This window comes from Nocardioides sp. zg-1228 (genome assembly GCF_017086465.1).
GTDB lineage: Bacteria > Actinomycetota > Actinomycetes > Propionibacteriales > Nocardioidaceae > Nocardioides.
Window position 1 is genome coordinate 2,416,205 of sequence record NZ_CP070961.1, and the last position, 24,959, is coordinate 2,441,163.

Consider the following 24,959-nt stretch of genomic DNA (forward strand, 5'->3'; position numbering starts at 1 on the left):
TCCCGGCGGCACCGGGACTGCTTACTTGCGTTCGGGGGGAAGCCTACCCACGCGCGCGCCGCGCCGTGGCCCAGTTGCCCCCGAGATAGGACCCGACCAGCCCGAGCATGGCTCCCCCGGGCAGCGCGAGCAGTGCCGTCGAGTGCCAGGGGACGCTGTCCCGGTCGGGGGCGGTCAGGCCGAGCTCGGCCGGCAGCTCGGTGTAGTCGGGGCTGCCCGCGGCCAGCGCCTGCGGGTCGGGCGGACCGAGCGCGTGGCCGACGGCGTACATCGCCGCGGCGCCCAGGCCGGCTGCCACGAGCACCGCCAGGACGGTGACGCGCTCGTGACCACGCCACCTGCCCACGAGCACGGCCAGCAGGAGGCCGAGCGGGAAGGCGATCACCACGTAGAGCGCGACGGCCTGGAACGACAGGTCGGGACCGGCCGGCTCGAGGTACCAGCCGCCCTCGTAGGCCAGGCCGGTGGCGGGCTCCGCGAGGCGCTCCCAGAGCACCCCGGCGGCCGCTCCGCCGCCGACGAACAGCACGAGCACCCAGAGCAGGCGGCGCCGCAGCGATGACGGTCCCGGACCGGCCCCGGGCTCGTCGCCGGACTGCTCGGGCGCGTGCGTGGCGTCACTCATCCGGCCAGGCAACCCGGGCCGAGCAGCTGCTTGAGGTCGGCGAACAACGCCGGACTCGGGCTGACGCGCAGGTTGTCGTCGAGGCGCAGCACCTTGGTCGAGCTGCGGGTCAGCAGGCGCAGCTGGACCTCGGTCATGCCCGGGTGGGTGCCGAGCACGTCGCGCAGCTGGGCGACCACGGGCGGGGTGCACCGCGTCGACGGCAGGCTGATCACGACCGGGCCGGCGGGTCCCTGGGTGAGGTCGGGCGCGGTGACCTCCTGGGCGCGCAGCTCCGGCTGGTCCTTGTCGCGGGAGAGCTGGCCCTTGATCCGGACGATCTGGTCCTCGACGAGCAGGGTCGAGGCGAGGGTGTAGGCGCTCGGGAAGAGCAGCACGTCGATGGCTCCGTCGAGGTCCTCGAGCGTGATGGTGGCCCACGGGTCGCCGCGCTTGGTGATCTTGCGCTGGACCGAGGTGATCAGGCCGCTCACGGTGAGGGTGGAGTTGTGGGCGCGGTCCTCGTCGAGCATCAGCTGCCCGATCGTGCAGTCGGTGCCCTGGGAGAGCACGTGCTCGAGACCGAGCAGCGGGTGGTCGGAGACGTAGAGGCCGAGCATCTCGCGCTCGTGGCCGAGCAGGGTGAGCTTGTCCCAGTCGTCGATGTCGGGGATCGTCACGCTCACCCCGAAGCCGGCGTCGTCGTCGCCGTCGCCGAGCCCGGCGAAGAGCGAGTCCTGGCCGATCGCCTCGTTCTTCTTGAGGTCGACGAACTGGTCGACCGCGGTCTCGTGGACCGCGGCGAGCGCGCGGCGCTTGTGCTTCATGTCGTCGAAGGCGCCCGCCTTGATCAGCGACTCCACCACGCGCTTGTTGCACACCAGCGCGGGGACCTTCTCCATGAAGTCGTTGAAGTCGAGGTAGCGGCCCTTCGCCTCGCGCGCGGACACGATGCCGTCGACGACGTTGCTGCCGACGTTGCGCACGGCGGTCAGGCCGAAGCGGATGTCGTTGCCGACCGGCGTGAAGTTGGCGTGCGACTCGTTGACGTCGGGCGGCAGCACCTGGATCTTCATCCGACGGCACTCGTTGAGGTAGATGGCCATCTTGTCCTTGTCGTCCTTGACGGACGTGAGGAGCGCGGCCATGTACTCGGTGGGGTAGTTGGCCTTGAGGTAGGCCGTCCAGTAGGTGATGACGCCGTAGGCGGCCGAGTGCGACTTGTTGAAGGCGTAGTCGGAGAACGGGAGCAGGATCTCCCAGAGCTTGTCGATGGCGCTCTGGGGGAAGCTGCGCTCGAGCATGCCGGCCTGGAAGCCGGCGTACTGCTTGTCGAGCTCCTCCTTCTTCTTCTTGCCCATCGCCCGGCGGAGGTTGTCGGCGGCGCCGAGGGTGAAGCCGGCGAGCACCTGGGCGATCGCCATCACCTGCTCCTGGTAGACGATCAGGCCGTAGGTCTCCCCCAGGACCGGCTCGAGCGCCTCGGCGAGCGCCGGGTGGATCGGCTCGATCGGCTCGCGGCCGTTCTTGCGGCGGGCGTACTTGTTGTGGGAGTCGGCGCCCATCGGGCCGGGGCGGTAGAGGGCGCTGACGGCGGTGATGTCGGCGAACTGGTCGGGCTGCATCGAGCGCAGCAGCGCGCGCATGCCGGAGCCGTCGAGCTGGAACACGCCGAGCGTGTCGCCGCGGCCCATCAGCTCGTAGGTGGGGCGGTCGTCGAAGGGCAGCTCCTCCAGGACGACGTCGAGGTCGCGGTTGACCTTGATGTTGGACAGCGCGTCCTCGAGGATCCGCAGGTTGGACAGGCCGAGGAAGTCCATCTTGACCAGGCCGAGCGACTCGCACATCGGGTAGTCGAACTGCGTGATCACCGCCCCGTCCTGGGGACGGGCCATGATGGGCACGATGTCGATGAGCGGCTCGCTCGACATGATCACGCCGGCCGCGTGCACACCCCAGTTGCGGATCTGGCCCTCGAGGCCCAGCGCCGTCTCGTAGATGGTGCGGACGTCGGCGTCCTGCTCGTGCAGCGCGCGGAACTCGCCGCCGTCGTGGTAGCGCTTGTGCTGGGGGTTGAAGATCTCCTTGAGCGGGACGCCCTTGCCCATCACGTCGGCGGGCAGCGCCTTGGTGATCCGGTCGGAGATCGCGAAGCCGTGGTCGAGCACGCGTGCGGCGTCCTTGATCGCCGCCTTCGCCTTGAGCCGGCCGAACGTCGCGATCTGCGCGACCCGCTCGGCGCCGTACTTCTGGCTGACGTAGTGGATGACCTCGCCGCGACGCGCGTCGTCGAAGTCGATGTCGAAGTCGGGCATCGAGGGGCGCTCGGGGTTGAGGAAGCGCTCGAAGAACAGCCCGTGCTCGAGCGGGCAGAGGTCGGTGATGCGCAGGGCGTAGGCGGCGATCGAGCCCGCACCCGAGCCGCGGCCGGGGCCGACCCGGATGCCGTTGTCCTTGGCCCAGTTGATGAAGTCGGCGACCACGAGGTAGTAGCCGCAGTAGCCCTTCTGGGAGATGATCGCGAGCTCCATCTCGACCCGGTCGCGGACCTCCTGGTCGAGGCGGTCGCCGGGGTAGCGCGCCTCGATGCCGCGCCAGACCTCCTTGCGGAACCACGAGTCCTCGGTCTCGCCCTCGGGCACGTCAGCGCGGGCCATGTAGCCGCCGGTCGACTCGGTGAACTCGACGTCGCAGCGCTCGGCGATCGCCAGCGTGTTGTCGCAGGCCTCCGGCATCCCGAAGCGGTCGGCCCACAGGGCGCGCATCTCGGCCGGCGACTTGATGTAGTAGCCGCCGCCGTCGAACTTGAGCCGGTTGGTGTCGGAGAGCCGCTTGCCCGACGCGACGCAGATCAGGGCGTCGTGGGCGGCGGCGTCCTCGGGGTTGTTGTAGTGGGAGTCGTTGGTGGCGATGGGTGCGATGCCCATCTCCCGGCCCAGGCGCAGCAGGTCGTCGCGGACCCGCTTCTCGATGTCGATGCCGTGGTCCATCAGCTCGAGGAAGACGTTGTCGCGCCCGAAGATGTCCTGCAGCTCGCCCGCCTCGCGGACGGCCTCGTCGTACTGGCCCAGGCGCAGCCGGGTCTGGATCGCGCCGCTGGGGCAGCCGGTGCTGACGATCAGCCCCTTGCTGTGCTCGGCGAGGATCTCCTTGTCCATGCGGGGCTTGTAGAAGTAGCCCTCGAGGCTCGAGCGCGACGACAGCCGGAAGAGGTTGTGCATGCCCTCGGTGCTCTCGGCCCACATGGTCATGTGGGTGTAGGCGCCGCCGCCGGCGACGTCGTTGCCGCCCTCCTCGGCCAGGTCGCCCTGCCCCCACCGCACGCGCCGGCGCTCACCGCGCTGGGTGCCGGGCGTGATGTAGGCCTCGATGCCGATGATGGGCTTCACGCCGTGCCGGCGCGCCTTGGAGTAGAAGTCGTAGGCGCCGTGCAGGTTGCCGTGGTCGGTCATCGCGATGGCCGGCATGCCCAGGTCGCTGGTGCGGGCGAACAGGCCGTCGAGCAGGGACGCGCCGTCGAGCATGGAGTACTCGGTGTGCACGTGCAGGTGCACGAAGTTGCCCGTGGAGCTGTCTGTGGAGCCGGACGACATGGGGGAGACTTCCGCACCTTTCTTCGGTCGCTGACGGTGTCACTGGCGGGGTCGGTGGCGACCGCCAGGCGGAGAGGGGGAAGGCAGTCAGCCTACGTCAGTCTGACCGGCCCCACCGACAGGACACTCGCCCCGTCGAGGAGGGTGGCGGGCGCCACGCTCACAGCCAGTGGATCGCGTGCCCGTGGCCGTGGCTGTGGGCCACCGGGGTGCCGTCCAGGGCGGTCACGAAGCGGCCCGGGGGGACGTCGGCGTCGCCCGTGACCGACGGCAGCACGTGGCGCCCCTCGTTGCTGATCCACCGGCAGCGCCCGCCCGCGACGAGGCCGGTCATCAGCTCGTGGAAGCGACGCCGGTCGGGCTCCTCGAGGTAGGCGATGACGGCCGAGTGGAACACCACCGGGGTGCCGTGGGTCGCGGCCCGGTCGAGCAGCGCCGGAAGGTGGTCGAACAGGTCGCCGCGGCGCAGGTCCGGCGGGTCGAGGCGGGCGACCTCCACGGCGGCGCGAAGACGCTCGCGGCGCTCGTCCTGCTCGGGCCAGACGAGGTTCTCCAGCCACCGCATCGCGTCGGCGTCGGCGACGTCGAGCGGGTTGAGGTCGACGCCCCCGCGCCAGGCGACCTCGGGGTGGCGGGCGGGCACCGGCAGCGGACCCGTGGCCGCGGCCGTCAGGACCGGGCCGCCGCTCCCCCGCAGCCCACCCACGGGCGGCCAGGCGTAGTCGTAGCGGTCGGGGTGCAGGCACAGCCCGGCGCTCGCCCCGACCTCGATCAGCGCCAGCGGACCGTCGAGGAGGCCGAGGACCGGGGTGAGGCTCGCGAGCCGGCCGACCTCGTTGGTCTGGGTCGCCCGGGACATGACGCTCGCCCGCACCTCGGGCTCCTGCTCGAGCAGCACCCGGCGCAGGGCGGCGTACGGCGCCGGGGCGGGAGCACCGTGCCACCGGGCGGCCGCGAACACGAGGTTGGCCTGCCGCTTGAGCGGCGGCAGGGTGCCGAGCCAGGCCAGCATCTCCTCGTCCGTGGACACCCCGAGCGCCCACTCCTCGAAGCACGGTGAGTCGCCCGCGGCGTAGGTCGCGAAGTCGCGGTACTCGCTCACCACGTCGTCATAGAGCAGCACGCGGCCATGATGCCGGACCCCCGAGGGGAGCGTTGACCGACGTGACGGACGTCACTACGGTGCCCCTGTCCCCATTTGTTGGGAACCCAAACAAATCCCCCCGCGCGAAGGACCACCATGAGGAAACCGATCAGCCTGCTCGCCACCGGCCTGTGCGCCGGCGCCCTGCTCCTGACAGGGACGACGCTCGCCCCGGCCGGAGCCGAGCCGAAGGCCGCCCCCGCCGCCGAGCCCTACAAGGTGCTCGTGGTCGGCAAGACCCTCGGCTTCCGCCACTCCCACATCGACGAGACCACCAACGCGGTCATCGAGCTGGGCAAGGACAACGGCTTCACCGTCGACGTCTGGGACCCGCCGATCGGGCGCTCCCCCGGCCAGCCCGACCTGACGATGGCCACGACGCCGTTCACCAGCACCCAGGCGCTCTCCCAGTACGCCACGATCATGTTCGCCTCGCCCGTGGACGGCACCAACAACCAGAACCCGGCCAGCCCTCGCACCCTCGACGACGCGGAGCTCGCGGCGTTCCAGGGCTACATCCGCCAGGGCGGCGGCTTCGTCGGCCTCCACGCGGCGACCGACGAGATGCACGCCGTCCCGTGGTTCAGCCGCCTGACCGGCGGGTCGGCGCGGTTCCTCGCCCACCCCGCGCAGCAGCAGGCGACGATGGTCGTGGAGAGCCCCACCCACCCCTCCACCACGATGCTGCCCAAGCGGTGGTCGCGCTTCGACGAGTGGTACAACTTCACCGCCAACCCGCGTGAGGACGTGCACGTCCTGATCACCCTCGACGAGTCGACCTACAGCCCGGGTCGCGGGGCCATGGGCGCCGACCACCCGATCGCCTGGTGCCACAACTTCGAGGGTGGCCGCTCCTGGTACGAGGGTGCCGGTCACGTCGAGGCGTCCTACACCGACCCGCTGTTCCTGGCCCACCTGCTCGGTGGCATCGAGTGGACCGCCGGCGTCGTCGAGGGCGGCGGCAACTGCGTGACGTTCCCGGAGGTCGTGGCGATCACCGCCGACCTCGCCGACGACGGTGGCAACCGCAACGCGAAGCTCGGCCGCGACGTGGCCGAGTACCTCGCCGCCGCCGAGGCGGCTGCGGAGGAGGGCGACCATGCTCAGGCGGCGCACATCTTGAAGAAGGCGAAGGGAAAGGCCCACGGCCTGCAGGACGCGACCCTCGTCGCCAAGATCGGCGACCTCGTCGAGTGGCAGTCGGGACTCGTCGGCTACTGACCCGACCGCACCACCCGTTCGCACCACCCGCCCGCACGCCGGGCAGCGACGCACGGCCGGCCACTCCCGACCCGGGGGTGGCCGGTCGTCCTGCGTGCGGCGGCTCAGCGGGACGCGTCGAGCGCCTCGGCGATGATCGTGTCGACGATGCGCCCCACCCGCTCGGGCCCGAGCGCCGGGACCACGGCTGCCACGCGGCGCACGATCTCCCCCTCTCGGTCGGGGTCGCGCTCCGTCGACGGCTTCACCACCTGCACGGCCCGGGTCAGCGCCGTGCGACGGGCGAGCACGTCGCCCAGGAGCAGGTCGGTCTCGTCGATCAGCCCGCGCAGGAAGACCAGCGGCTCCGACCCCGGCCAGGCGACCCGGATGTCGGGCGCACGCTCCTCGTTGGCCGAGCCGTCGGTGCGCTCGAGCTCCAGGCAGCCGTGGCGGGCGTAGAACGCCCGGGCCGGCGCGTTGGTCTCGAAGACCCACAGGCAGAACCCCTGGGGGCGCGTCGAGGCGACGAGCTCGAAGAGCGCACTCCCCACGCCGTGGCCCTGGTGGGCGGGGTGCACGTAGAGGTCGTCGAGCCAGGTCGCCGTCCAGCGCGCGTAGCCGGACGGCTCGCCGTCGCGCTCGGCCAGCCACACCTCGTACGACGACAGGTCCCAGCCCGCGACCCACTGCCGGACCTCGTGGTCGGGGTGCGCGGGCGGCGGAAAGGCGTCCGCCGCGGCGCGACGGGAGGCGAGGTGCAGGTCGGCGACGACGGCGAGGTCGTCGGGGGTGACCGGACGCAGGGTGAGGTCAGCGCTCATCACGGATGACCTCGAGCGCGTGGGCGAGGTCGTCGGGATAGGTGGACTCGTAGGTGACGTAGTCGCCGGTCTCGGGGTGCTCGAAGCCGAGCCGCATCGCGTGCAGCCACTGCCGCTCGAGACCCAGTCGCTTGGCGAGGGTCGGGTCGGCGCCGTAGGTCAGGTCGCCCACGCACGGGTGCTTGAGCGCGCTCATGTGCACCCGGATCTGGTGGGTGCGCCCGGTCTCCAGGTGCACCTCGAGCAGGCTGGCGAAGCGATGGGCCTCGAGCGTCTCGTAGTGGGTGACGCTGGCGCGGCCGTCGGCCATCACGGCGAACTTGTAGTCGTGGTGCGGGTGGCGCCCGATCGGGGCGTCGACCGTGCCGGAGAGCGGGTCGGGGTGTCCCTGCACGAGGGCGTGGTAGGTCTTGTCGACCGTGCGGCGACGGAACGCGTTCTTGAGCACGGAGTAGGCGCGCTCGGACTTGCAGATCACCATCACGCCGCTCGTGCCGACATCGAGGCGCTGCACGATGCCCTGGCGCTCGCTGGCGCCACTGGTGGAGATGCGGAACCCGGCGCCGGCGAGGTGGCCGACGACGGTGGGGCCCGACCAGCCGGGCGAGGGGTGCACGGCCACGCCGACCGGCTTGTCGATCACGACGATGGCGTCGTCGTCGTGGATGATCCGGATGCCCTCGACGACCTCCGGGACGACCTCGAGGGGGTCGGACTCCGCGGGGATGGTCACGTCGAGCATCGCACCGGCGTCGACCCGGTCGCTCTTGCCCACGACGGAGCCGTCGACGTGCACGAGGCCCTGCGAGATCAGGTCGGCGGCCCGGGTGCGGGAGAACCCGAACATCCTGGCCATGGCGGCGTCGACGCGCTCGCCCGCCAGGCCGTCGGGGACGAAGACCGTGCGCTGGTCGGCGTGGGTCGTCACGTCGCCCCGTGCCCCGGCTCGCGACCGGGCTCCCGGCGGGCCTCGGCCTCGTCGGACCTGGCGTCGGACCCCGCGTCGGACCTGGCGTCGGACTCGCGGGTGCCGTCGAGGGCGATGCCGCGGAAGGTCTGCAGGATGATCAGGCCCGCCGCGACGTTGATGCAGACGTCGGCGATGTTGAACACCGGCCACTTGGGCAGCATCAGGAAGTCGACGACGTGGCCGTGGAACGGCTCGGGGTCGCGAAGGATGCGGTCGGTCAGGTTGCCCGCGACGCCGCCCAGGAGGAACCCCAGTGCCAGCGCCCACCCGGTGGTCGCGATCCGGCGGCTGAGCCACAGCACCACGACGACGGCGGCGATCGCCAGGCAGGTGAACACGATGGTGAAGTCGGTGCCGGTGCTGAACGCCGCACCGGGGTTGAACGTCAGGTGGAGCGTGAGCCAGTCGCCCAGGACCGGGATGTCACCGTCGGCCAGTGCGCTGAGGGCCCACTCCTTGGTGCCGAGGTCGACGGCGTAGGCCGTGATCGCCACCGCCGCGAACAGCACGCGGGCATCGACGCGTCGACGACGGGCCGTGGCCTGATCGGCCGGGTCGCTGGAGTTCAGCGACGCTCCTCGCGCTGCTTGCATGACATGCACAGTGTGGCATGGGGCACCGCCATCAGCCGATTCTTGCCGACCGGGTTGCCGCAGGAGTCGCACACGCCGTAGCTGCCGTCGTCGATGTGCGCCAGGGCGCGCTCGATCTGCGCGAGCGTCTCGCGCTCCCGGGTGAGGACGGTGAGCTCGTGGTCGCGCTCGAAGCTGGTCGCCCCGACGTCGGCCTGGTCGTGCCCGGCCCCGTCGCCGGCATCGCGCATCAGCCCGGCCAGCTCCGCCTCCGATTCGCCCACGATGGCGGTCAGGCGGTCACGGTGCTCCTTGAGCTCCTTGACCACCTCGTTGAGCTCGGTCCTGGTCCAGGGGCTCTCGCCCTCGAGGACCACCAGGGTCGAGGGGGTCGCCTTGCGGACCTTCTTGGCCGGGGCGGCCTTCTGGGCGGGCGTCGGAGCGGCCTTCGTCACGGGTGCAGCCTTCGTCGTCGTCGTCGTGGTCGTGGGTGCGGGGGCGGCAGGTGCCGACCGCGTCGCGGCCGCCTTCTTGGCCGGGGCCTTCTTGGCCGGGGCCTTCCTGGCCGGGGCCTGCTTCGCCGGGCTCTTCGTCGCTGCGGGCTTCTTGGCCGGGGCCTTCTTCGCCGGGGCCTTCTTCGCTGCGGCCTTCTTCGCCGGGGCCTTCTTCGCCGTGGACTTCGTGGCGGGCGCCTTCTTCGCCGTGGACTTCGTGGCGGGCGGCTTCGTGACCGGCGCCGTGCCCGCCGGGGCCTTCGTGGCGGCGGGCTTCTCGCCCGGCGCCTTCTTGGCGACCGGCCCCCTGGCGGCGGCCTTCTTCGCTGCGGCTGCCGCCGGCTCCTGCGCGGCGGTCGTGCGCGTGCGGGAGATCACCCGCTTCGCTGCTGCGGCGGCCGTGCCGGCCAGGGACTTGCGCGTGCTGCCAGCCATCCGAGGGCCTCCAGGCGTGCGTCAGGTGTGGCGGGAGCCACACGGTGCAGGGAGGCTATCCGGTGGGATCAAACCGACCAACTCCGTTTCGCCGAAATGCGAGAACGACCACCCCTGGGGGCGGTCGTTCTCGCATGTGCTCGGGTCGTGCTGGTGCTCGGCGATCAGCTCTCGTCGTCGCCGAGGACCGAACGCAGGCGCTTGGGCGCGTTGCTGCTGTCGGCCGGAGCCTGCGTCTCGCTGCCGTGGGCGAGCGCCTCCAGCTGCTGCGAGAAGTAGGTCTTCAGGCGGGAGCGGTACTCGCGCTCGAACTGGCGGAGGGTCTCGACGTCGCTGTTGAGCTTGTCGCGCTCCTTCTCCAGGTCGCCGAACATCTGCTGGCGGCGCTCGGCGGTCTCGGAGTCCAGCATCTGCGAACGCTGGCGCGCGTCGGCCTCCATGCGGTCGGCCTTGGTCTTGGCCTCGGCCTCGAGGCGCTCGGCCTTGGTGCGGGCAGCGCCGACGATGCGGTCGGCCTCGTTCTTGGCGTCCTCGACGAGCTCGTCGGCGTTGCGCGTGGCGATCTCGAGGAGGCGGGCCGCGGCGTTGGAGGCGTCGGCGATCGTCTCGACGCGCATCGTCTGCTGCGGTGCGGCAGCGGCCACGGGAGCGGGACGCTGCGGCTCGGGCTCCGGCTCGGGCTCGGGCTCCGGCTCGGGAGCCGCGGGCGCGAACGACGGCATCGACGAGGGAGCCGACGAACCACCGGCCTGCGCGGCGGACAGCTTGGCGCGCAGGTCGTCGTTCTCCTTGGTCAGCCGGGCGAGCTCCGCCTCGACCTCGTCCAGGAACTGGTCCACCTCGCCCATGTCGTAGCCCTCACGGAGGCGGACAGGCGTAAAGCGCTTGTTGCTCACGTCCTCAGGCGTCAGCGGCATGACGTCACCCAAACTTTCACGATCGGTAATCACGGTGGCTCTGCTGTCAGGAGACAATAGCGCCCGGACCGCCACCGGGCACAGTGACCCGTGTGACGGATGGTTTCTAGACGCCGAAGATCGTGCGCACCACGCTGAGCAGCAGCCATGCGGCCACCATCACCAGCAGGAAGCTCAGGTCGAGGGCGACCTGGCCGATCCGCAGCGGCGGGATCACGCGGCGCAGCGCCATGATCGGCGGGTCGGTCGCGGAGTAGACGCCCTCGAGGGCCACGAGCAGCGGGCCATGGGGCTCCCAGCGCCGGGCGAAGACCTGCACCCAGTCGACGATGAAGCGGATCCAGAGCAGGCCGATGAAGACGTAGAGGATGGCGACGAGGATGGAACCGACGGTGTACACAGGTGAAGTATGGATCAGCTCTGGTTGAAGAACCCGTCCTCGGCGATCCGCTGCTTGTCCTCGGCCGAGACCGCGACGTTGGGCGGCGAGAGCAGGAACACCTTGTTGGTCACGCGCTCGATCGAGCCGCGGGTCGCGAAGATCAGGCCGGCCGCGAAGTCGACGAGGCGCTTGGCGTCGTTGTCGTCCATCTCGCTGAGGTTCATGATCACGGGCGTGCCGTCGCGGTAGTTCTCACCGACCAGGCGGGCCTCGTTGTAGTTGCGGGGGTGGAGGGTGGTGATGCGGCTCAACTCGGCCACGACTCCTGTCTGGACCGGGGCCGGACGGCGGCGCTCGGCGAGGTCGGACACGGGGGCAGGGCGACGCTCGCGCGTGACCGGGCGCTGCTCGACAGCGTCGTGGGTCGTGGTCTCGGTGTCGCCGTCGTAGTCGTCGTAGTGGCCGGTGTCCTCGAGCAGGCCGAGGTACTCGCCGATCTTGCGCATCGCGCCGCTCATGAGACTGTTCCTCCGCTAGACCTGGCACCCGGGACCGGGTGCCGCTTGACTGTTGTGGACATTACTGGACCGTGGGCCTCGGACCGAGGACCGCGGAGCCGACACGCACGTGTGTCGCGCCGTGCCGGATCGCCGCCTCGAGGTCGCCGCTCATCCCCGCGGACAGCACGCGCGCCGCGGGGTGCTCGCGCAGGAACGCCTCGCGGACCTCGGCGAGGCGTGTGAAGGCCGCGTCGGGGTCCTCGCCGAGGGGCGCCACCGCCATCAGTCCGCGCAGCCGCAGCCCGTCGGCGTCCGCCACGCGCTGCGCCAGGTCGACGAGGGCGGCGGGCTCGACGCCGGAGCGGTGGTCGGCTCCCGGCGGGTCGAGGCTGACCTGCAGGAGCACGTCGACCTCGCTCCCCCGGGCCGTCGCGCCGCGCGCCAGGGGCGCGACGAGCTTGGGGCGGTCGACCGACTCGACGACGTCAGCGTAGGCGGCGACGGCTGCCGCCTTGTTGGACTGCAGCCCACCGATGAAGTGCCACCGCAGGCCGAGGTCGGCGCACTCGGCGGCCTTGGCCTCCGCCTCCTGGTGGCGGTTCTCGCCGACGTCGGTGACGCCGAGGTCGGCGAGCAGCCGGACGTCGGAGGCGGGGAAGAACTTGGTGACGACGACGAGCGAGACGTCGCCCTCGGGGCGCCCCGCCTCGGCGCACGCGGTCGCGATGCGACGTCGTACGACGTCGAGGTGGGCGGCGAGCTCGTCGCGACGCTCCGTCATCGGGCCACCCAGATCGCGCCGGCGAAGCGGGTCGCCGCCGCTCCGTCGCGACGGTAGGACGGCCACGTGGCGTCCTCGCGAGTGCAGGCGTCGACGACCCGGACGTCGGGGATGCCGGCGGCCGCGAGCTGGGCACGCACGCCGGCACCGAGGTCGAGGGCCGGCGTGCCCCACGACGTGGTGGACCGGGCCTCGGGCACGACGGCAGCGACCTCGTCCTGCAGGTCGGCAGGCACCTCGTAGCACGAGCCGCACACGTGCGGGCCGATCCAGGCGACGGCTGGCCGGGCCCCCTCCTCGCGGAGCCGGGCGACGGTGGCGGGCACGACACCCGCGGCGAGGCCGGGACGGCCGCAGTGGGCGGCCGCCACCCACCCGGTGGCCGGGTCGGCCAGCAGCACGGGCACGCAGTCCGCGGCACGGGCCAGCAACGCCAGCCCGGGACGCGACGTGAGCAGGGCGTCGGCCGTGGGCCGCCGGTCGTAGGGCTTCCACTCGTCCACCGTCGAGACCTCGGCACCGTGCACCTGGTCCATGAGCACGGGACGGGCGCCCGACGCGGCGGCGAAGCGGGCGAGCGCGTCGTCGCGGACGGCAGCCTCCTCGGCGTCGCCGAGGCCGAGGGAGGAGTCGGTGAAGGCGACCTCGACGACGAGGTCGCCCTCGATCCGCTCACGATGGCGCAGCAGCGGCACGGTCCTGGGTCAGCTCACTTCAAGAAGTCGGGAACGTCGAGGTCGTCGTCGTCGAACTGCACCTGACGAGCCGGCCGGGACGGGGCGGACTGCTGACCGGGCTGGCCCTGCTGCTGGGCCGGGGCCTGCCGGGCGGGAGCCGACGGCGCCTGCCCGTCGGAGCTCGACGGCGCGAACGTCGCAGGAGCCGGGGCGCCGGACGAGTCGCTGCGGGCCGGTGTCGCGACCTGCTGGGCAGCCGCCCGGGTCTGCTCCTGCGTCTGGGCGGGCTGGTGCTGGCGCAGCACGTTGCCGTCGGAGCGACGCTTGGGCATCCCGCCGTCGAACCCGGCGGCGATGACGGTGACCCGCACCTCGTCGCCGAGGGCGTCGTCGATGGTCGCGCCGAAGATGATGTTGGCCTCGGCGTGGGCGGCCTGGGAGACGAGCGCCGCGGCCTCGTTGATCTCGAACAGGCCGAGGTCGGAGCCGCCGGCGATGGACAGCAGGACGCCGTGGGCGCCCTCGATGCTCGCCTCGAGCAGCGGGCTGGAGACAGCCATCTCGGCGGCTGCGACCGCGCGGTCCTCGCCGCGGGCCGAGCCGATGCCCATCAGCGCCGAGCCGGCGTTGGCCATCACCGACTTCACGTCGGCGAAGTCGAGGTTGATCAGGCCGGGGGTGGTGATCAGGTCGGTGATGCCGGAGACGCCCTGCAGCAGCACCTGGTCGGCCTGCTTGAAGGCGTCGAGGATCGAGACGCTGCGGTCGGTGATCGAGAGCAGCCGGTCGTTGGGGATCACGATGAGGGTGTCGACCTCCTCGCGGAGCTGGCTGATGCCCTCCTCCGCGGAGTTGGCGCGACGCCGGCCCTCGAACGCGAACGGCCGGGTGACGACACCGATCGTCAGGGCACCGAGCGAGCGGGCGATGCGGGCCACCACGGGCGCGCCACCGGTGCCGGTGCCACCCCCCTCGCCGGCGGTCACGAAGACCATGTCGGCGCCCTTGATGACCTCCTCGATCTCGTCGGCGTGGTCCTCGGCGGCCTTGGCGCCCACCTCGGGGTCGGCGCCGGCGCCGAGCCCACGGGTGAGCTCGCGGCCGATGTCGAGCTTGACGTCGGCGTCGCTCATGAGGAGTGCCTGGGCGTCGGTGTTGATCGCGATGAACTCGACGCCCTTGAGGCCGACCTCGATCATCCGGTTGACGGCGTTGACGCCGCCGCCACCGATGCCGACGACCTTGATGATCGCCAGGTAGTTCTGCGCTGCTGCCACGGCTGCGGGGCCTTCCTTGAGTGTCTGTGTCAGGGGGATGGACGAGTCCGCCACCCTCGGCCCGCCGGAACCCTAACCGTGAGCCTGAGGGTTATAGTTATGTCAACCTCGCCTTTCGCACGACCATAGGCAGACCGCTCTGCCCCAGTCCGGCAACACGCCCGGCGCGGCGCCGATTTCTGCACCCGGTGTGCCGGCCACGACCGCACCGCGAGGCCACAGCCGGCAGGGAGCAGCCGTCAGGGAGTGGTGCGGTAGGTGGGGTTGCCGGGGACGCTGACGTCGTAGTAGGGCGCCTTCTGCGCGGCCAGCAGCTTGTCCACGACGAGCGCCTTGAGCTCGGAGTCCTCGGCACTCCCCCACAGCACCTCGCGCCGGTCACGCATCACGAGGGTGATCTGGTCGATGGTGGCGACCTCGACGTGGTCGACGCGGGTGACGAGGTCGGCCGGGAGCGCCGAGACGACCGTGGCGGCCTCGCGGAGCGCGTCGCCGCCGGCGGTGCTGCCGGGGCGCACCCGCGGGATCCCCTTCGGCACCGCGCGGTAGTCGCGGAAGACCACCCCGTCGGCGTCGAGGCCGCGGATCCGGCCGGCGAGCTCGACGACGGCCACGGCGGTGCGCTCGACCACCGCGATCCGCACGGAGTCGGGCCAGGTGCGCGTCACGTCGACGGACTCGACCTCGGCGAGCGCGCCGACGCGCGCCCGGGCGCGCGCGAGGTCGACGAGCGCGAGCTGCTCCCCGAGCGGCACGTCGGCGACCTCCCGGACCCGGCCGTCGCTGAGGAGGGTGTTGCCCACCACCTCGACGCGCTGCACCTGGAGCCTGGTGGAGAAGAAGACCAGGTGCACGCCGGTGGCGAGCAGCGCGAGGACCAGCAGCAGGGCGAGGACGTAGCGCAGGGACAGCCACCGGCGCGCCCACTGCCGCCGGGCGAAGCGGCGCCGGGTGCGCCGGGCCGACCTCGCCTCCCGCTCGGCCTGCTTGCGCTGCCGGGCCACGGCCCGGGGGTCGGGTCCGCCGTGCTCCGCGTCGCTGCCCGAGACCGCGCCCGGGCCAGTGGGCCGGGAGTCGCGGGGCGGCGCGTCGCGGTCCACTCAGGCACCTCCGAGCAGGTCGAGCACCTGGGGTCCGACGGTCGTGACGTCGCCGGCGCCCAGGGTGATCACGAGGTCGCCCGGGCGCGACCGCTCGGCGAGTGCCTGGGCCGCGGCGCCCAGCCCGTCGACGTAGGTCACGTGCTGGGCCGGCAGCGGGACGGCGTCGGCGACGAGCAGGCCCGTCACCGCCGGGTCGGGGTCCTCGCGCGCGACGTAGACGTCGAGCACGACGACCTCGTCGGCGGCACCGAGCTCGGCGCCCATCGCCTCGCCGAAGATGCGAGTGCGGGAGACGAGGTGGGGCTGGAAGGCGGCGATGACGCGTCCGTCGCCGGCGAGGGCCCGGGCGGCCTCGAGGTCGCCCCGGATCTCGACGGGGTGGTGGGCGTAGGAGTCGTAGACGCGCACGCCTGCCGCCTCGCCCTTCAGCTCCATGCGGCGTCCGGTGCCGGTGAAGCCGCCCAGCCCTTCGGCGAGGGACGCGAACGGAAGACCGAGCCGCAGGCCCATGGCCAGCGCGGCGACCGCGTCGAGGACGTAGTGGCGCCCGGGGATCCGCAGCCGCAGCTCGCCGAGGTCGCTGCCGTGCTGGGTGACGCGGCACACCGAGGTGGAGCCGTCGAGCAGCAGGTCGTGGACACGGACGTCGGCGTCGGGCGACTCCCCCACCGTCACCACCTCGAGGCCGGCGTCGCGGGCGTGGCGCGCGAGCCGCGCCGCACCGGGGTCGTCGACCACGCACACCAGGAAGCCGCTGCGGTCGAGGGTGGCGGCGAAGTCGTCGAACGCGCGGTGGTAGGCCTCCTCCGTCCCCCAGTTGTCGAGGTGGTCGGCCTCGACGTTGGTGACGATCGCCGCGTGGGGGCGGTAGTGCAGGAAGGCGCCGTCACTCTCGTCGGCCTCGGCGACGAACAGGTCGTCGGTGCCGGCGTCGGCGTTGCGGCCGGTGGCGCTGAGCACCCCGCCCACCGCGTACGACGGGTCGACGCCGGCGGCCAGCAGCGCGGACGTGAGCAGGCCCGTGGTCGTCGTCTTGCCGTGGGTGCCGGCGACGGCCAGGACCCGCGAGCCGAGCATCACCGAGGCGAGACCGGCTGAGCGGGGCAGGATGCGCAGGCCGCGGCGGCGCGCCTCGACCACCTCGGGGTTGTCCTCGCGGGCAGCCGTGGTGACGACCACGGTGTCGGCGTCGCCGAGGTGCGCGGCGTCGTAGCCGAGGTGGCAGGTCACCCCCAGCTCGCGCAGCGCGGGAAGGAACGGGGTGTCGTGGTCGTCGCTGCCCGTCACCGGGACGCCGCGCTGGGCCATGATGCGCGCGATCGCGGAGATGCCGGCGCCGCCGATGCCGATGCAGTGGACGCGGCCGAGCGCCGCCGCGGGCAGCACCTCGTCGGGGACCGGGATCCTCACGACCGTCCGCCTGCGGCGTCGAGGACGATGCGCGCCAGCTTCTCGTCGGCGTCGAGCGGGATCACGCCGGTCGCGGCGGCGCCCATGGCGGCGAGCCGCGCCGGGTCGGTGAGGAGGCCCGGCAGGGTGGCCGCGACCCACTCCGGGGTCAGGGCGGCGTCGGAGACCAGGAGGCCGCCGCCGGCGTCGACGACCGGGCGCGCGTTGAGCGCCTGCTCGCCGTTGCCGATGGGCAGCGGGACGTAGACGGCCGGCAGGCCGACCCCGGAGACCTCGGTGACGGTGTTGCTGCCGGAGCGGCACAGCACCGCGTCGGCCGCGGCGTAGGCGAGGTCCATCCGGTCGACGTAGTTGAGCACGACGTAGGGCACCTCGCCCGGCTCGACGGCGAGCTCGTGCGCGGGTCCCACGATGTGCAGCACCTGCACCCCGGCGGCCGCGAGGTCGGGGGCGGCGCCGGAGACCGCGGCGTTGATGCGCGCGGCGCCCTGCGAGCCACCGGTGACCAGCAGGGTCGGCAGGTCGTCGCGCAGGCCGAAGGTGGTGAGCGCCTCACCGCGCAGCGCACCCCGGTCCAGGGTCGAGATGAGCCGCCGGATCGGCAGGCCGATGCACACGGCGTGCGGCAGCTCCGTGCCCGGGAAGCTGGTGGCCACGTGGGACGTCATCCGCGCCCCGAGCCGGTTGGCGATCCCGGGCATGGCGTTGCCCTCGTGGACGACGATCGGCACTCCGCGCTTGCGGGCGGCCAGGTAGGCGGGCACGGAGACATAGCCACCGAAGCCCACGACCACGTCGGGGCGCACCCGGTCGACCACCTCGAGGGCCGCCGCGCGGGCGGCGCGCAACCGCGTCGGCGTCCGGAGCAGCTCGGGGCTGGGACGCCGCGGCAGCGGCACGCGGGGCACGTACTCGAGCGGCAGGCCGGCCTCGGGCACGAGCCGGGCCTCGAGTCCCTCGCGGGTGCCGAGGCAGGTCACCCGGACCCCCGGGTCGAGCCGCCGCAGGGCGTCGGCCGTGGCGAGCAGGGGCGAGGTGTGGCCGGCGGATCCACCGCCGGCGAGGAGTACGCGCATCGGGCCAAACCTAGCGAGCGTGGCCCGCGGACAGGCCGGCGGAGCGGTTGCGACGGCGTGCCGCCAGCGCCGCCGCGGCCTCCGGCTCCCGGCGGGCGAACCCGATCACCAGCCCGAGGGCCACCAGCGACGGCAGGAGGGCCGACCCGCCGTAGGACACGATGGGCAGCGGGATGCCGATGACGGGCAGGACGGCGAGCACCATGCCGACGTTGATCATCATCTGGCCGAGCAGCCACACCACGATCCCGAACGTGGCGTAGCGCACGAACGGGTCCTGGGTGCTGAGCGCGACGCGGATCGCGGCGTAGGCGATGGTGAAGAAGAGACCGACGACCAGCAGGGTGCCCACGAGGCCGAGCTCCTCGCCGAGGACGGCGAAGATGAAGTCGGTGTGGGCCTCGGGGAGATCGCCCCACTTCTGGGTCGACGCACCGATCCCCTGCCCGAACCACCCGCCGCTGGACAGGGCGTAGAGGCCGTGGGCGGGCTGCCAGCCGGCGTCGGTGTAGTCCTTGAACGGGTCGGTGAAGTGCGTGATGCGCTCCAGCCGCTCGGGGTCGGTGGCGGCCAGCGCGAGCGCCGCCACCCCCATCACCGAGAGACTGAGCCCGAACAGCCGCAACGGGGCCCCGACCACCCACAGCATCCCGAGGAGGATGGCCGCCAGCACCATCGCCGTGCCGAGGTCGCGGCCGACGAGCACGAGGCCGATCACCGCGAACAGGCCCGGCACGACCGGCACGAGCAGGTGGTGCAGCTCGCGGAGGCGGCGCTCCTTGTGGGCGTAGATGTTGGCCGCCCACAGCACGATGGCCAGCTTGGCGATCTCGGCCGGCTGGATGTTGACCGGGCCAACGGCCAGCCAGTTCTTGTTGCCGTTGACGAGCACGCCGAAGCGAGCGACGAGGGCCAGCAGCACCAGCGCCACCAGGAAGCTCGGATAGGCCAGCCGGCGCACGTGCCGCACCGGGATCCGCGACGCCACCCAGGCGGCGGGCAGCCCGATCGCGACCCACAGCAGCTGGCGCTTCACCACGGCGTAGGAGTCGTCGTAGGTGAGGTAGGCCCGCACGCTGGAGGCGCTGAGCACCATGATCACGCCGATGGTGAGCAGCAGCGCCGAGGCGCCGAGCAGCAGGTAGTAGGAGGCGAGGGGCTTGTCGAGCGCCTCGCGCACCGAGCGCCAGCCCGCGGCGAGGCCCGAGCCGAGCGGCGGGCGTGGGGACGACGCACGCGTGGGGGCGTCGACCTGCCCGTCCACCGTCCCGTCCGCGGCACCGTCCACCGGTGGCGACGCGACGCCCAGCCCGACGTCCCCGGGGTTGACGGTGGTCATCGTCGCGGCTCCCCTCGGGTCGGTGCGCGCCCTCAGTCGGTGTCGGGCGGGTCGGTCTGGTCGGTGCGGTCGATGTGAGCGTGCACCGCGGTGGCGAACGCGTCGCCGCGAGCGCCGTAGTCGGTGAACATGTCCATGGAGGCGCATCCCGGCGCGAGCAACACCGTGTCACCGGCCCTGGCGAGCCCGGCGGCCGCGTCGACCACGCGCTCCATCGGATCCCCAGTCTCGTCGGCGCCCACATCGATGACCGGCACATCGGGCGCGTGTCGCGAAAGAGCGTCGGCGACGACCCGGCGGTCGCGGCCCAGCAGGACGACGCCGCGCAACCGGCCGCGCACGGACCGCACGAGGTCGTCGAAGCGGGCCCCCTTGGCCAGCCCGCCGGCGACCCACACGACGGGCTCGTAGGCGGACAGGGAGGACTGCGCGGCGTGCGGGTTGGTGGCCTTGGAGTCGTCGATCCAGGTGACGCCGCGGGCCTCGGCGACGTGGGCGATGCGGTGGCCGTCGGGCCGGAAGGCCCGCAGCCCGTCGCGCACGGCCTGCTGGCTCACGCCGTGCGCGCGCGCCAGGGCGGCGGCGGCGAGGGCGTTGGCGACGAAGTGCGGGGCCGGGGAGGCGAGGTCGCCGAGCGTGCAGAGCTCGGCGGCACTGGTGGCCCGCTCCTCGATGAAGGCCCGGTCGACCAGCAGGTCGTCGACGACGCCGAGGTTGCCCGGGCCGGGCGTGCCGAGGGTGAAGCCGACCGCCCGAGCGCCCTCGACGACGTCGGCCTCGCGCACCATGTCCTCGGTGGCCGGGTCGGCCAGGTTGTAGACGCAGGCGCGCTCGACGCCGGCATAGACCCGCGCCTTGTCGGCGGCGTAGACCTCCATGCCGGTGCGGCCGCCCGGCTCGTCGGCGTACCAGTCGAGGTGGTCCTCGGCGAGGTTGAGCACGACGGCGGACTCGGCGGCCATCGACCGGGTGTAGTGGAGCTGGAAGCTGGAGAGCTCGACGGCGAGGACGTCGTAGGGCTCGGGGTCCATCACGGCCTCGACGATCGGGCGACCGACGTTGCCCACGGCGACCGCACGCAGGCCGGCCGCGGTGAGGATGGACCGCAGCATCTGCACGGTCGTGGTCTTGCCGTTGGTGCCGGTGACGGCCAGCCACGGAGCGGCGTGGTCGGGGTCGCGGAGCCGCCAGGCCAGCTCGACCTCGCCCCACACGGGCACGCCCCGCTCGGCGGCCTGGGCGAGGAGCGGCGCGGTGGGACGCCAGCCCGGCGAGGTGACCACCAGGTCGACGTCGTCGGGCAGGACGTCGGTGGCGCCGGGCTCGAGGCGGATGGTGGCGCCCAGGGTCTCCAGCAGCCGGGCCCTCTCGGCCTTCTCGTCGCTGGTCGACTCGTCGAGCGCCGTCACCTGCGCGCCGAGGAAGAGCAGGTTGTCGGCGGCGGCGAACCCCGAGACGCCGAACCCGGCGACGACGACGCGCACGCCGGACCAGTCGCTGGTGCGCCCCAGCCCGTCGACGTCGAGACCGCCCGGGGTGCTAGCCAATGCCCGCGACCCACTCGGCATAGAAGATGCCCAGGCCCGTGGCGACCGCGAGGCCGGTGATGATCCAGAAGCGGATCACGATCGTGACCTGCTCCCAGCCGAGCATCTCGAAGTGGTGGTGCAGCGGGGTCATCCGGAACACCCGGTGGCCGGGCTGCACCTTGAAGATGCTGCGGAAGAGCCCGCTCGCGCGGCTCGCCTTGAACACCGAGACCTGGATCATCACCGACAGGGTGACGGCGACGAAGAGGCCGCCGATGATCACCAGCAGCAGCTCGGTGCGGGTCATGATCGCGAAGCCGGCCATCGCGCCGCCCAGGGCGAGCGAGCCGGTGTCGCCCATGATGATCTGCGCGGGCGAGGCGTTCCACCACAGGAAGCCGAAGCAGGCTCCCGTGATGGCCGCGGCGACCACGGCCAGGTCGAGCGGGTCGCGCACCTCGTAGCACTTCGGTCCGGCCTGGAGGGCGCACGACTGGCTGTTCTGCCAGATGTTGACCAGCGTGTAGGCGGCGAAGACGAGGATCGAGGATCCCGCTGCCAGCCCGTCGAGGCCGTCGGTGAGGTTGACCGCGTTGCTGAACCCGGTCACGAAGAACCAGATCAGCAGCATCGCGAGGGCCGTCGGCAGCGCGAAGCGCTCGTAGTCGCGGATGAAGGAGATGTGGTCGGACGCCGGTCGCCAGCCACGCTCGTCCTCCAGCGCCGGCGAGAGCGCGAGGAAGCCGAAGATGACCGCGACGAGCGTCTGGCCGATCATCTTGGCGCGACTGCGCAGCCCGAGGTTGTGCTGCCGGCTGACCTTGAGGAAGTCGTCGAGGAAGCCGACGGTGCCCAGGCCGACGAAGAGGAACAGCAGCAGCAGCGCCGAGGCCGTCGGTGCCGTGCCGGTGATCACCTTGGCGGCGGCGTAGCCCACGACGGTGGCGAGCACGATGACCGCCCCGCCCATCGTGGGGGTGCCGCGCTTGACGTGGTGGGTGGTCGGCCCGTCGTCACGGATCGGCTGCCCGAATCCCTGGCGGGTGAAGAACCTGATCGCGTAGCGCGTGCCCAGCAGCGAGATCAGCAGGGAGAGTCCTCCTCCGAACAGGATGGCTCTCATGTGGTGCTTCCTTCCTTGCCGCTCCCGGTCAGGAGGTCGTCGGCGATCAGTTCCAGCGCCGCCCCCCGCGATGCCTTCACCAGGACGACATCAGCAGCCGAGACATTGTGCCGCAGCCAGTCGGCGGCTTCGTCACGCCCCGCCGTGGCGATGCTCACTCCCCCACGTCCGACCGCGGTGAAGCCCTCGGCGATGGCGGCGGCCTCGTCGCCGACGGCGACCAGGACGTCGATCCCGGCCTCCGCGGCGTAGGCGCCCACACCGCGGTGGGCCTCGGCGGCCCCGTCGCCGAGCTCGAGCATCTGGCCGAGCACCGCGACCGTACGCCGCCCGCTGCGTGCGCCGATGCCGGCCAGGGTCTCCAGCGCGGCCGTCATCGACTCGGGGTTGGCGTTGTAGGCGTCGTTGAGGACGGCCAGGCCGTCGGGACGCTCGCCGAGCTCCATGCGCCAGCGGCTCGCCGGCACGGCGTCGCCCAGCGAGTCGGCGACCGTGTCGAGGTCGAGCCCTGCCGCCAGTGCCATGGCGGCGGCTGCCGCGGCGTTGCGCCACTGGTAGGCGCCGATCGTCGCGAGGTGCACGGTGGCCCCCGAGCCGCGGTGGGCCAGCTCGAACGACTGCCGACCGAGCTCGTCGGTGGTCACCTCGCTGACGGCGACGTCGGGGACCGGGTGTTGCGCGGACCTCTCGGACGCACTGCCGAAGGTCATCACCTGCGCGTGGGTGCGGGGGGCCATCGCGGCCACCAGGTCGTCGTCGGCGTTGAGCACCGCCGTGCCGTCGGCCGGCAGCGCCTCGATGATCTCGCCCTTCGCCAGCGCGATCGCCTCCCGGCTGCCGAACTCGCCGATGTGGGCCGAGCCGACGTTGAGGACCGCGGCCACGCGCGGTGGCGCGATCGCGCACAGCTCGGCGATGTGGCCGATCCCACGGGCCCCCATCTCGACGACGAGGTAGCGGGTCTCGGAGGTGGCGCGCAGCACGGTCAGCGGGACGCCGAGCTCGTTGTTGAAGTTGCCGCGGGTGGCGACGGTCGGCGCGTCCTCGGACAGCACGTGGGCGAGGTAGTCCTTCGTGCCCGTCTTGCCCTGCGAGCCCGTCATCGCGAGGACGACCACGTCGGGGAGCCGGTCGACGACGTGCCGGGCCAGCAGCCCCAGGGCCGTCGTCACGTCGGCCACGACGACGGTGGGCAGCTCGGTGGGCCGGGTGCCGAGCACGGCGACGGCGCCGGCGTCGCCGGCGGCGCGGGCCAGGTCGTGACCGTCGACCCGCTGGCCGGTGACCGCCACGAAGAGTCCGCCGTCCTCGGGCGTGCGCGTGTCGATGAACGCGCCGCCGCGCACGAGCGCCTCCCCGTGGGCGGTGCCGCCGACCACGTGGGCGATCTCGTCGAGCGACATCTCGATCATGCGCGGGCCCCCGAGCCGTCGGAGCGGGCCGGCGCCTCCGACCCCGTGGTGCCGTCGCGTCGCGCGGCCAGGGCCGACTCGACCTCCTCGGCGGCGACGACCCGGTCGTCGAAGGGGTGCACCACGTCGTCGACCTCCTGGCCGGTCTCGTGGCCCTTGCCGGCGATGAGCACCACGTCACCGGTGCGGGCGCGCCGCACGGCCTCCCGGATCGCGAGCCGGCGCTCCCCCACCTCGAGGACCTCCGCAGCGCCGCCGCGCGCACCCGCCAGCAGCGCGGCGCGGATGGTCGCGGGGTCCTCGGTGCGGGGGTTGTCGTCGGTGACGACGACGACGTCGGCGAGCCGCGCGGCGATCTCGCCCATGACCGGGCGCTTGGCGGTGTCGCGGTCGCCCCCGGCCCCCACCACGACGACCACCTGTCCGTCCGTCAGCGGCCGGAGGGTGGCCAGCACCGCCTCGAGGGCGTCGGGCTTGTGGGCGTAGTCGACGACCACGGTGAAGTCCTGGCCGGCCGTCACCGGCTCGAGCCGGCCCGGCACCCCGCCCACGCGGGCGATCCCGTCGGCCACCCGGCGCGGGTCGAGCCCGGCGAGGGCTGCCGAGGCGATGGCGGCCAGGGCGTTGGAGACGTTGAACTCGCCCGGGAGGAGCACCTGCGCCGGGACCTCGACCCCCGGGCCGAGGACGGTGAAGCGCGCGCCGTCGGCGGAGAGCTCGACGTCGGTGGCCCGCCAGTCGGCGTCGGCGCCGCGCGAGGAGTAGGTCGACATCGGGATGCGCGCCACGTCGAGCAGGCGCCTGCCGAACTCGTCGTCGACGTTGGTCAGACCGACCCGGGCCCGCTCGGGCGTGAAGAGGCCGGCCTTGGCGGCGAAGTAGTCGTCGAGGTCGGCGTGGAAGTCGAGGTGGTCGCGCCCGAGGTTGAGGAACGTGGCGACGTCGAACCGCACCCCCTCGACGCGGCCGAGCACGAGGGCGTGGCTGGAGACCTCCATCGCGCAGGTGTCGACGCCCCGCTCGCGCATCACCGCGAAGAGGCCGTGCAGGTCGGGCGCCTCCGGGGTGGTGAGCTGGGTCCGGACGTCCTCCCCGGCGACCCGGGTGCCGACGGTGCCGATGACCGCCGAGGTCACCCCCGCGGCGGTGAGGCCCTGCTCGAGGAGCCGGGTGGTCGTGGTCTTGCCCTGGGTGCCGGTGACGCCGACGACGCGGAGCGCGTCGGCGGGGTCGCCGTAGACCCGGGCGGCCAGCCGGCCGAGCACCCGTCGGGGGTCGGCCACGACGAGGGCGGGCGTGCCCGGCGGGAGCCGGTCGAGGCCGTCGGGGTCGGTGAGCACGGCGACCGCCCCGGCCGCCAGGGCCTGCTCGGCGTAGTCGGCGCCGTGGGCGCGCGCGCCGGGGAGCGCGGCGTAGAGGTCGCCGGGGCGCACCCGCGCGGTGCTCAGCGAGATGCCGGTGACCACGACGTCGAGATCGCCGTGGACGGCCACCTCCGTCGTCGCCGCGAGCCACTCGGCGAGCTCGACCGCAGGGGTCGACGGGGACTGCCGTGGTCGCGTCGCACTCACAGACTCGTGCACCGACCGAGCGTATC

The 24,959-nt window shown here is 72.7% G+C and carries 22 protein-coding genes; 1 reads left to right on the forward strand and 21 read right to left on the reverse strand.

The window, feature by feature from the left end:
- Positions 1 to 43: 43 nt before the first annotated feature.
- From JX575_RS11655 to JX575_RS11665, 3 genes are all read right to left on the reverse strand, one after another.
- Positions 44 to 625 (reverse strand): hypothetical protein, encoded by a 582-nt coding sequence (locus tag JX575_RS11655; protein WP_186341082.1) that lies wholly within the window; start codon positions 623 to 625, stop codon positions 44 to 46.
- A complete protein-coding gene (gene dnaE, locus JX575_RS11660; protein ID WP_186341081.1) occupies positions 622 to 4,197 on the reverse strand; it encodes a DNA polymerase III subunit alpha in 3,576 nt (1,191 codons plus the stop codon). The genes JX575_RS11655 and dnaE overlap by 4 nt, the downstream gene beginning before the upstream one ends.
- A gap of 160 nt (positions 4,198 to 4,357) precedes the next feature.
- The gene (locus JX575_RS11665; protein WP_186341080.1) at positions 4,358 to 5,320 is read right to left on the reverse strand and encodes a DUF2332 domain-containing protein; all 963 of its coding nucleotides are present in this window, start codon (positions 5,318 to 5,320) and stop codon (positions 4,358 to 4,360) included.
- Between the two features lie 117 nt (positions 5,321 to 5,437).
- Here JX575_RS11665 and JX575_RS11670 point away from each other — a divergent pair, with 117 nt between their 5' ends.
- On the forward strand, positions 5,438 to 6,562 hold the full coding sequence (locus JX575_RS11670; protein WP_186341079.1) for a ThuA domain-containing protein: 1,125 nt from the start codon (positions 5,438 to 5,440) through the stop codon (positions 6,560 to 6,562).
- Between the two features lie 104 nt (positions 6,563 to 6,666).
- Here the strand turns inward: JX575_RS11670 and JX575_RS11675 are convergent, their stop codons facing one another.
- From JX575_RS11675 to JX575_RS11765, 18 genes are all read right to left on the reverse strand, one after another.
- Positions 6,667 to 7,365 carry a GNAT family N-acetyltransferase gene (locus JX575_RS11675; protein ID WP_186341078.1) on the reverse strand — a complete coding sequence of 233 codons (699 nt, stop codon included), beginning with the start codon at positions 7,363 to 7,365 and terminating at the stop codon, positions 6,667 to 6,669.
- Positions 7,355 to 8,221, reverse strand: a complete 867-nt coding sequence (locus JX575_RS11680) for an RluA family pseudouridine synthase (protein ID WP_241005448.1) — start codon at positions 8,219 to 8,221, stop codon at positions 7,355 to 7,357. Before JX575_RS11680 ends, JX575_RS11675 begins: the two co-directional genes overlap by 11 nt.
- A 68-nt stretch (positions 8,222 to 8,289) precedes the next feature.
- Positions 8,290 to 8,928: a signal peptidase II gene (gene lspA / locus JX575_RS11685; RefSeq protein ID WP_186341076.1), complete on the reverse strand. Its 639-nt coding sequence runs from the start codon at positions 8,926 to 8,928 to the stop codon at positions 8,290 to 8,292.
- Positions 8,901 to 9,836, reverse strand: coding sequence for a TraR/DksA C4-type zinc finger protein (locus JX575_RS19665; RefSeq protein WP_186341075.1), 936 nt, complete (start codon positions 9,834 to 9,836; stop codon positions 8,901 to 8,903). Before JX575_RS19665 ends, lspA begins: the two co-directional genes overlap by 28 nt.
- A 164-nt stretch (positions 9,837 to 10,000) precedes the next feature.
- On the reverse strand, positions 10,001 to 10,753 hold the full coding sequence (locus JX575_RS11700; protein WP_186341074.1) for a DivIVA domain-containing protein: 753 nt from the start codon (positions 10,751 to 10,753) through the stop codon (positions 10,001 to 10,003).
- Positions 10,754 to 10,859: 106 nt separating this feature from the next.
- Positions 10,860 to 11,153 (reverse strand): YggT family protein, encoded by a 294-nt coding sequence (locus JX575_RS11705; RefSeq protein ID WP_186341073.1) that lies wholly within the window; start codon positions 11,151 to 11,153, stop codon positions 10,860 to 10,862.
- A 14-nt stretch (positions 11,154 to 11,167) separates the two neighbouring features.
- Complete coding sequence (gene sepF, locus JX575_RS11710) at positions 11,168 to 11,653, reverse strand: cell division protein SepF (RefSeq protein WP_186341072.1); 486 nt, start codon at positions 11,651 to 11,653, stop codon at positions 11,168 to 11,170.
- A 61-nt stretch (positions 11,654 to 11,714) separates the two neighbouring features.
- Positions 11,715 to 12,416: a YggS family pyridoxal phosphate-dependent enzyme gene (locus JX575_RS11715; protein WP_186341071.1), complete on the reverse strand. Its 702-nt coding sequence runs from the start codon at positions 12,414 to 12,416 to the stop codon at positions 11,715 to 11,717.
- On the reverse strand, positions 12,413 to 13,111 hold the full coding sequence (gene pgeF / locus JX575_RS11720) for a peptidoglycan editing factor PgeF (RefSeq protein ID WP_186341070.1): 699 nt from the start codon (positions 13,109 to 13,111) through the stop codon (positions 12,413 to 12,415). The genes JX575_RS11715 and pgeF overlap by 4 nt, the downstream gene beginning before the upstream one ends.
- A 14-nt stretch (positions 13,112 to 13,125) precedes the next feature.
- On the reverse strand, positions 13,126 to 14,370 hold the full coding sequence (ftsZ, locus tag JX575_RS11725) for a cell division protein FtsZ (RefSeq protein WP_186341069.1): 1,245 nt from the start codon (positions 14,368 to 14,370) through the stop codon (positions 13,126 to 13,128).
- A 239-nt stretch (positions 14,371 to 14,609) separates the two neighbouring features.
- Positions 14,610 to 15,470 (reverse strand): FtsQ-type POTRA domain-containing protein, encoded by an 861-nt coding sequence (locus JX575_RS11730; protein WP_241005118.1) that lies wholly within the window; start codon positions 15,468 to 15,470, stop codon positions 14,610 to 14,612.
- Complete coding sequence (gene murC / locus JX575_RS11735; protein WP_186341068.1) at positions 15,471 to 16,883, reverse strand: UDP-N-acetylmuramate--L-alanine ligase; 1,413 nt, start codon at positions 16,881 to 16,883, stop codon at positions 15,471 to 15,473. It lies immediately after the preceding gene.
- Positions 16,880 to 17,959 (reverse strand): undecaprenyldiphospho-muramoylpentapeptide beta-N-acetylglucosaminyltransferase, encoded by a 1,080-nt coding sequence (gene murG, locus JX575_RS11740; protein ID WP_186341067.1) that lies wholly within the window; start codon positions 17,957 to 17,959, stop codon positions 16,880 to 16,882. Before murG ends, murC begins: the two co-directional genes overlap by 4 nt.
- 10 nt (positions 17,960 to 17,969) lie before the next feature.
- A complete protein-coding gene (ftsW, locus tag JX575_RS11745; protein ID WP_186341066.1) occupies positions 17,970 to 19,298 on the reverse strand; it encodes a putative lipid II flippase FtsW in 1,329 nt (442 codons plus the stop codon).
- 32 nt (positions 19,299 to 19,330) lie between these two features.
- On the reverse strand, positions 19,331 to 20,866 hold the full coding sequence (gene murD / locus JX575_RS11750; RefSeq protein WP_186341065.1) for a UDP-N-acetylmuramoyl-L-alanine--D-glutamate ligase: 1,536 nt from the start codon (positions 20,864 to 20,866) through the stop codon (positions 19,331 to 19,333).
- Positions 20,838 to 21,950 (reverse strand): phospho-N-acetylmuramoyl-pentapeptide-transferase, encoded by a 1,113-nt coding sequence (gene mraY, locus JX575_RS11755; RefSeq protein ID WP_186341064.1) that lies wholly within the window; start codon positions 21,948 to 21,950, stop codon positions 20,838 to 20,840. The genes murD and mraY overlap by 29 nt, the downstream gene beginning before the upstream one ends.
- On the reverse strand, positions 21,947 to 23,362 hold the full coding sequence (murF, locus tag JX575_RS11760; RefSeq protein ID WP_186341063.1) for a UDP-N-acetylmuramoyl-tripeptide--D-alanyl-D-alanine ligase: 1,416 nt from the start codon (positions 23,360 to 23,362) through the stop codon (positions 21,947 to 21,949). Before murF ends, mraY begins: the two co-directional genes overlap by 4 nt.
- Entirely contained in the window at positions 23,359 to 24,945 is a 1,587-nt protein-coding gene (locus tag JX575_RS11765; RefSeq protein WP_241005119.1) for a UDP-N-acetylmuramoyl-L-alanyl-D-glutamate--2,6-diaminopimelate ligase, read from the reverse strand. Before JX575_RS11765 ends, murF begins: the two co-directional genes overlap by 4 nt.
- Positions 24,946 to 24,959: the final 14 nt, after the last annotated feature.

Coding starts and splice junctions, on each gene's coding strand:
- JX575_RS11655 (WP_186341082.1), bottom strand. CDS start 625: ATGAGTGACGCCACGCACGCGCCCGAGCAGTCCGGCGACGAGCCCGGG.
- dnaE (WP_186341081.1), bottom strand. CDS start 4,197: ATGTCGTCCGGCTCCACAGACAGCTCCACGGGCAACTTCGTGCACCTG.
- JX575_RS11670 (WP_186341079.1), top strand. CDS start 5,438: ATGAGGAAACCGATCAGCCTGCTCGCCACCGGCCTGTGCGCCGGCGCC.
- JX575_RS11675 (WP_186341078.1), bottom strand. CDS start 7,365: ATGAGCGCTGACCTCACCCTGCGTCCGGTCACCCCCGACGACCTCGCC.
- JX575_RS11680 (WP_241005448.1), bottom strand. CDS start 8,221: ATGGCCAGGATGTTCGGGTTCTCCCGCACCCGGGCCGCCGACCTGATC.
- lspA (WP_186341076.1), bottom strand. CDS start 8,928: ATGCAAGCAGCGCGAGGAGCGTCGCTGAACTCCAGCGACCCGGCCGAT.
- JX575_RS19665 (WP_186341075.1), bottom strand. CDS start 9,836: ATGGCTGGCAGCACGCGCAAGTCCCTGGCCGGCACGGCCGCCGCAGCA.
- JX575_RS11700 (WP_186341074.1), bottom strand. CDS start 10,753: ATGCCGCTGACGCCTGAGGACGTGAGCAACAAGCGCTTTACGCCTGTC.
- sepF (WP_186341072.1), bottom strand. CDS start 11,653: ATGAGCGGCGCGATGCGCAAGATCGGCGAGTACCTCGGCCTGCTCGAG.
- JX575_RS11715 (WP_186341071.1), bottom strand. CDS start 12,416: ATGACGGAGCGTCGCGACGAGCTCGCCGCCCACCTCGACGTCGTACGA.
- murG (WP_186341067.1), bottom strand. CDS start 17,959: ATGCGCGTACTCCTCGCCGGCGGTGGATCCGCCGGCCACACCTCGCCC.
- ftsW (WP_186341066.1), bottom strand. CDS start 19,298: ATGACCACCGTCAACCCCGGGGACGTCGGGCTGGGCGTCGCGTCGCCA.
- murD (WP_186341065.1), bottom strand. CDS start 20,866: ATGCCGAGTGGGTCGCGGGCATTGGCTAGCACCCCGGGCGGTCTCGAC.
- mraY (WP_186341064.1), bottom strand. CDS start 21,950: ATGAGAGCCATCCTGTTCGGAGGAGGACTCTCCCTGCTGATCTCGCTG.
- murF (WP_186341063.1), bottom strand. CDS start 23,362: ATGATCGAGATGTCGCTCGACGAGATCGCCCACGTGGTCGGCGGCACC.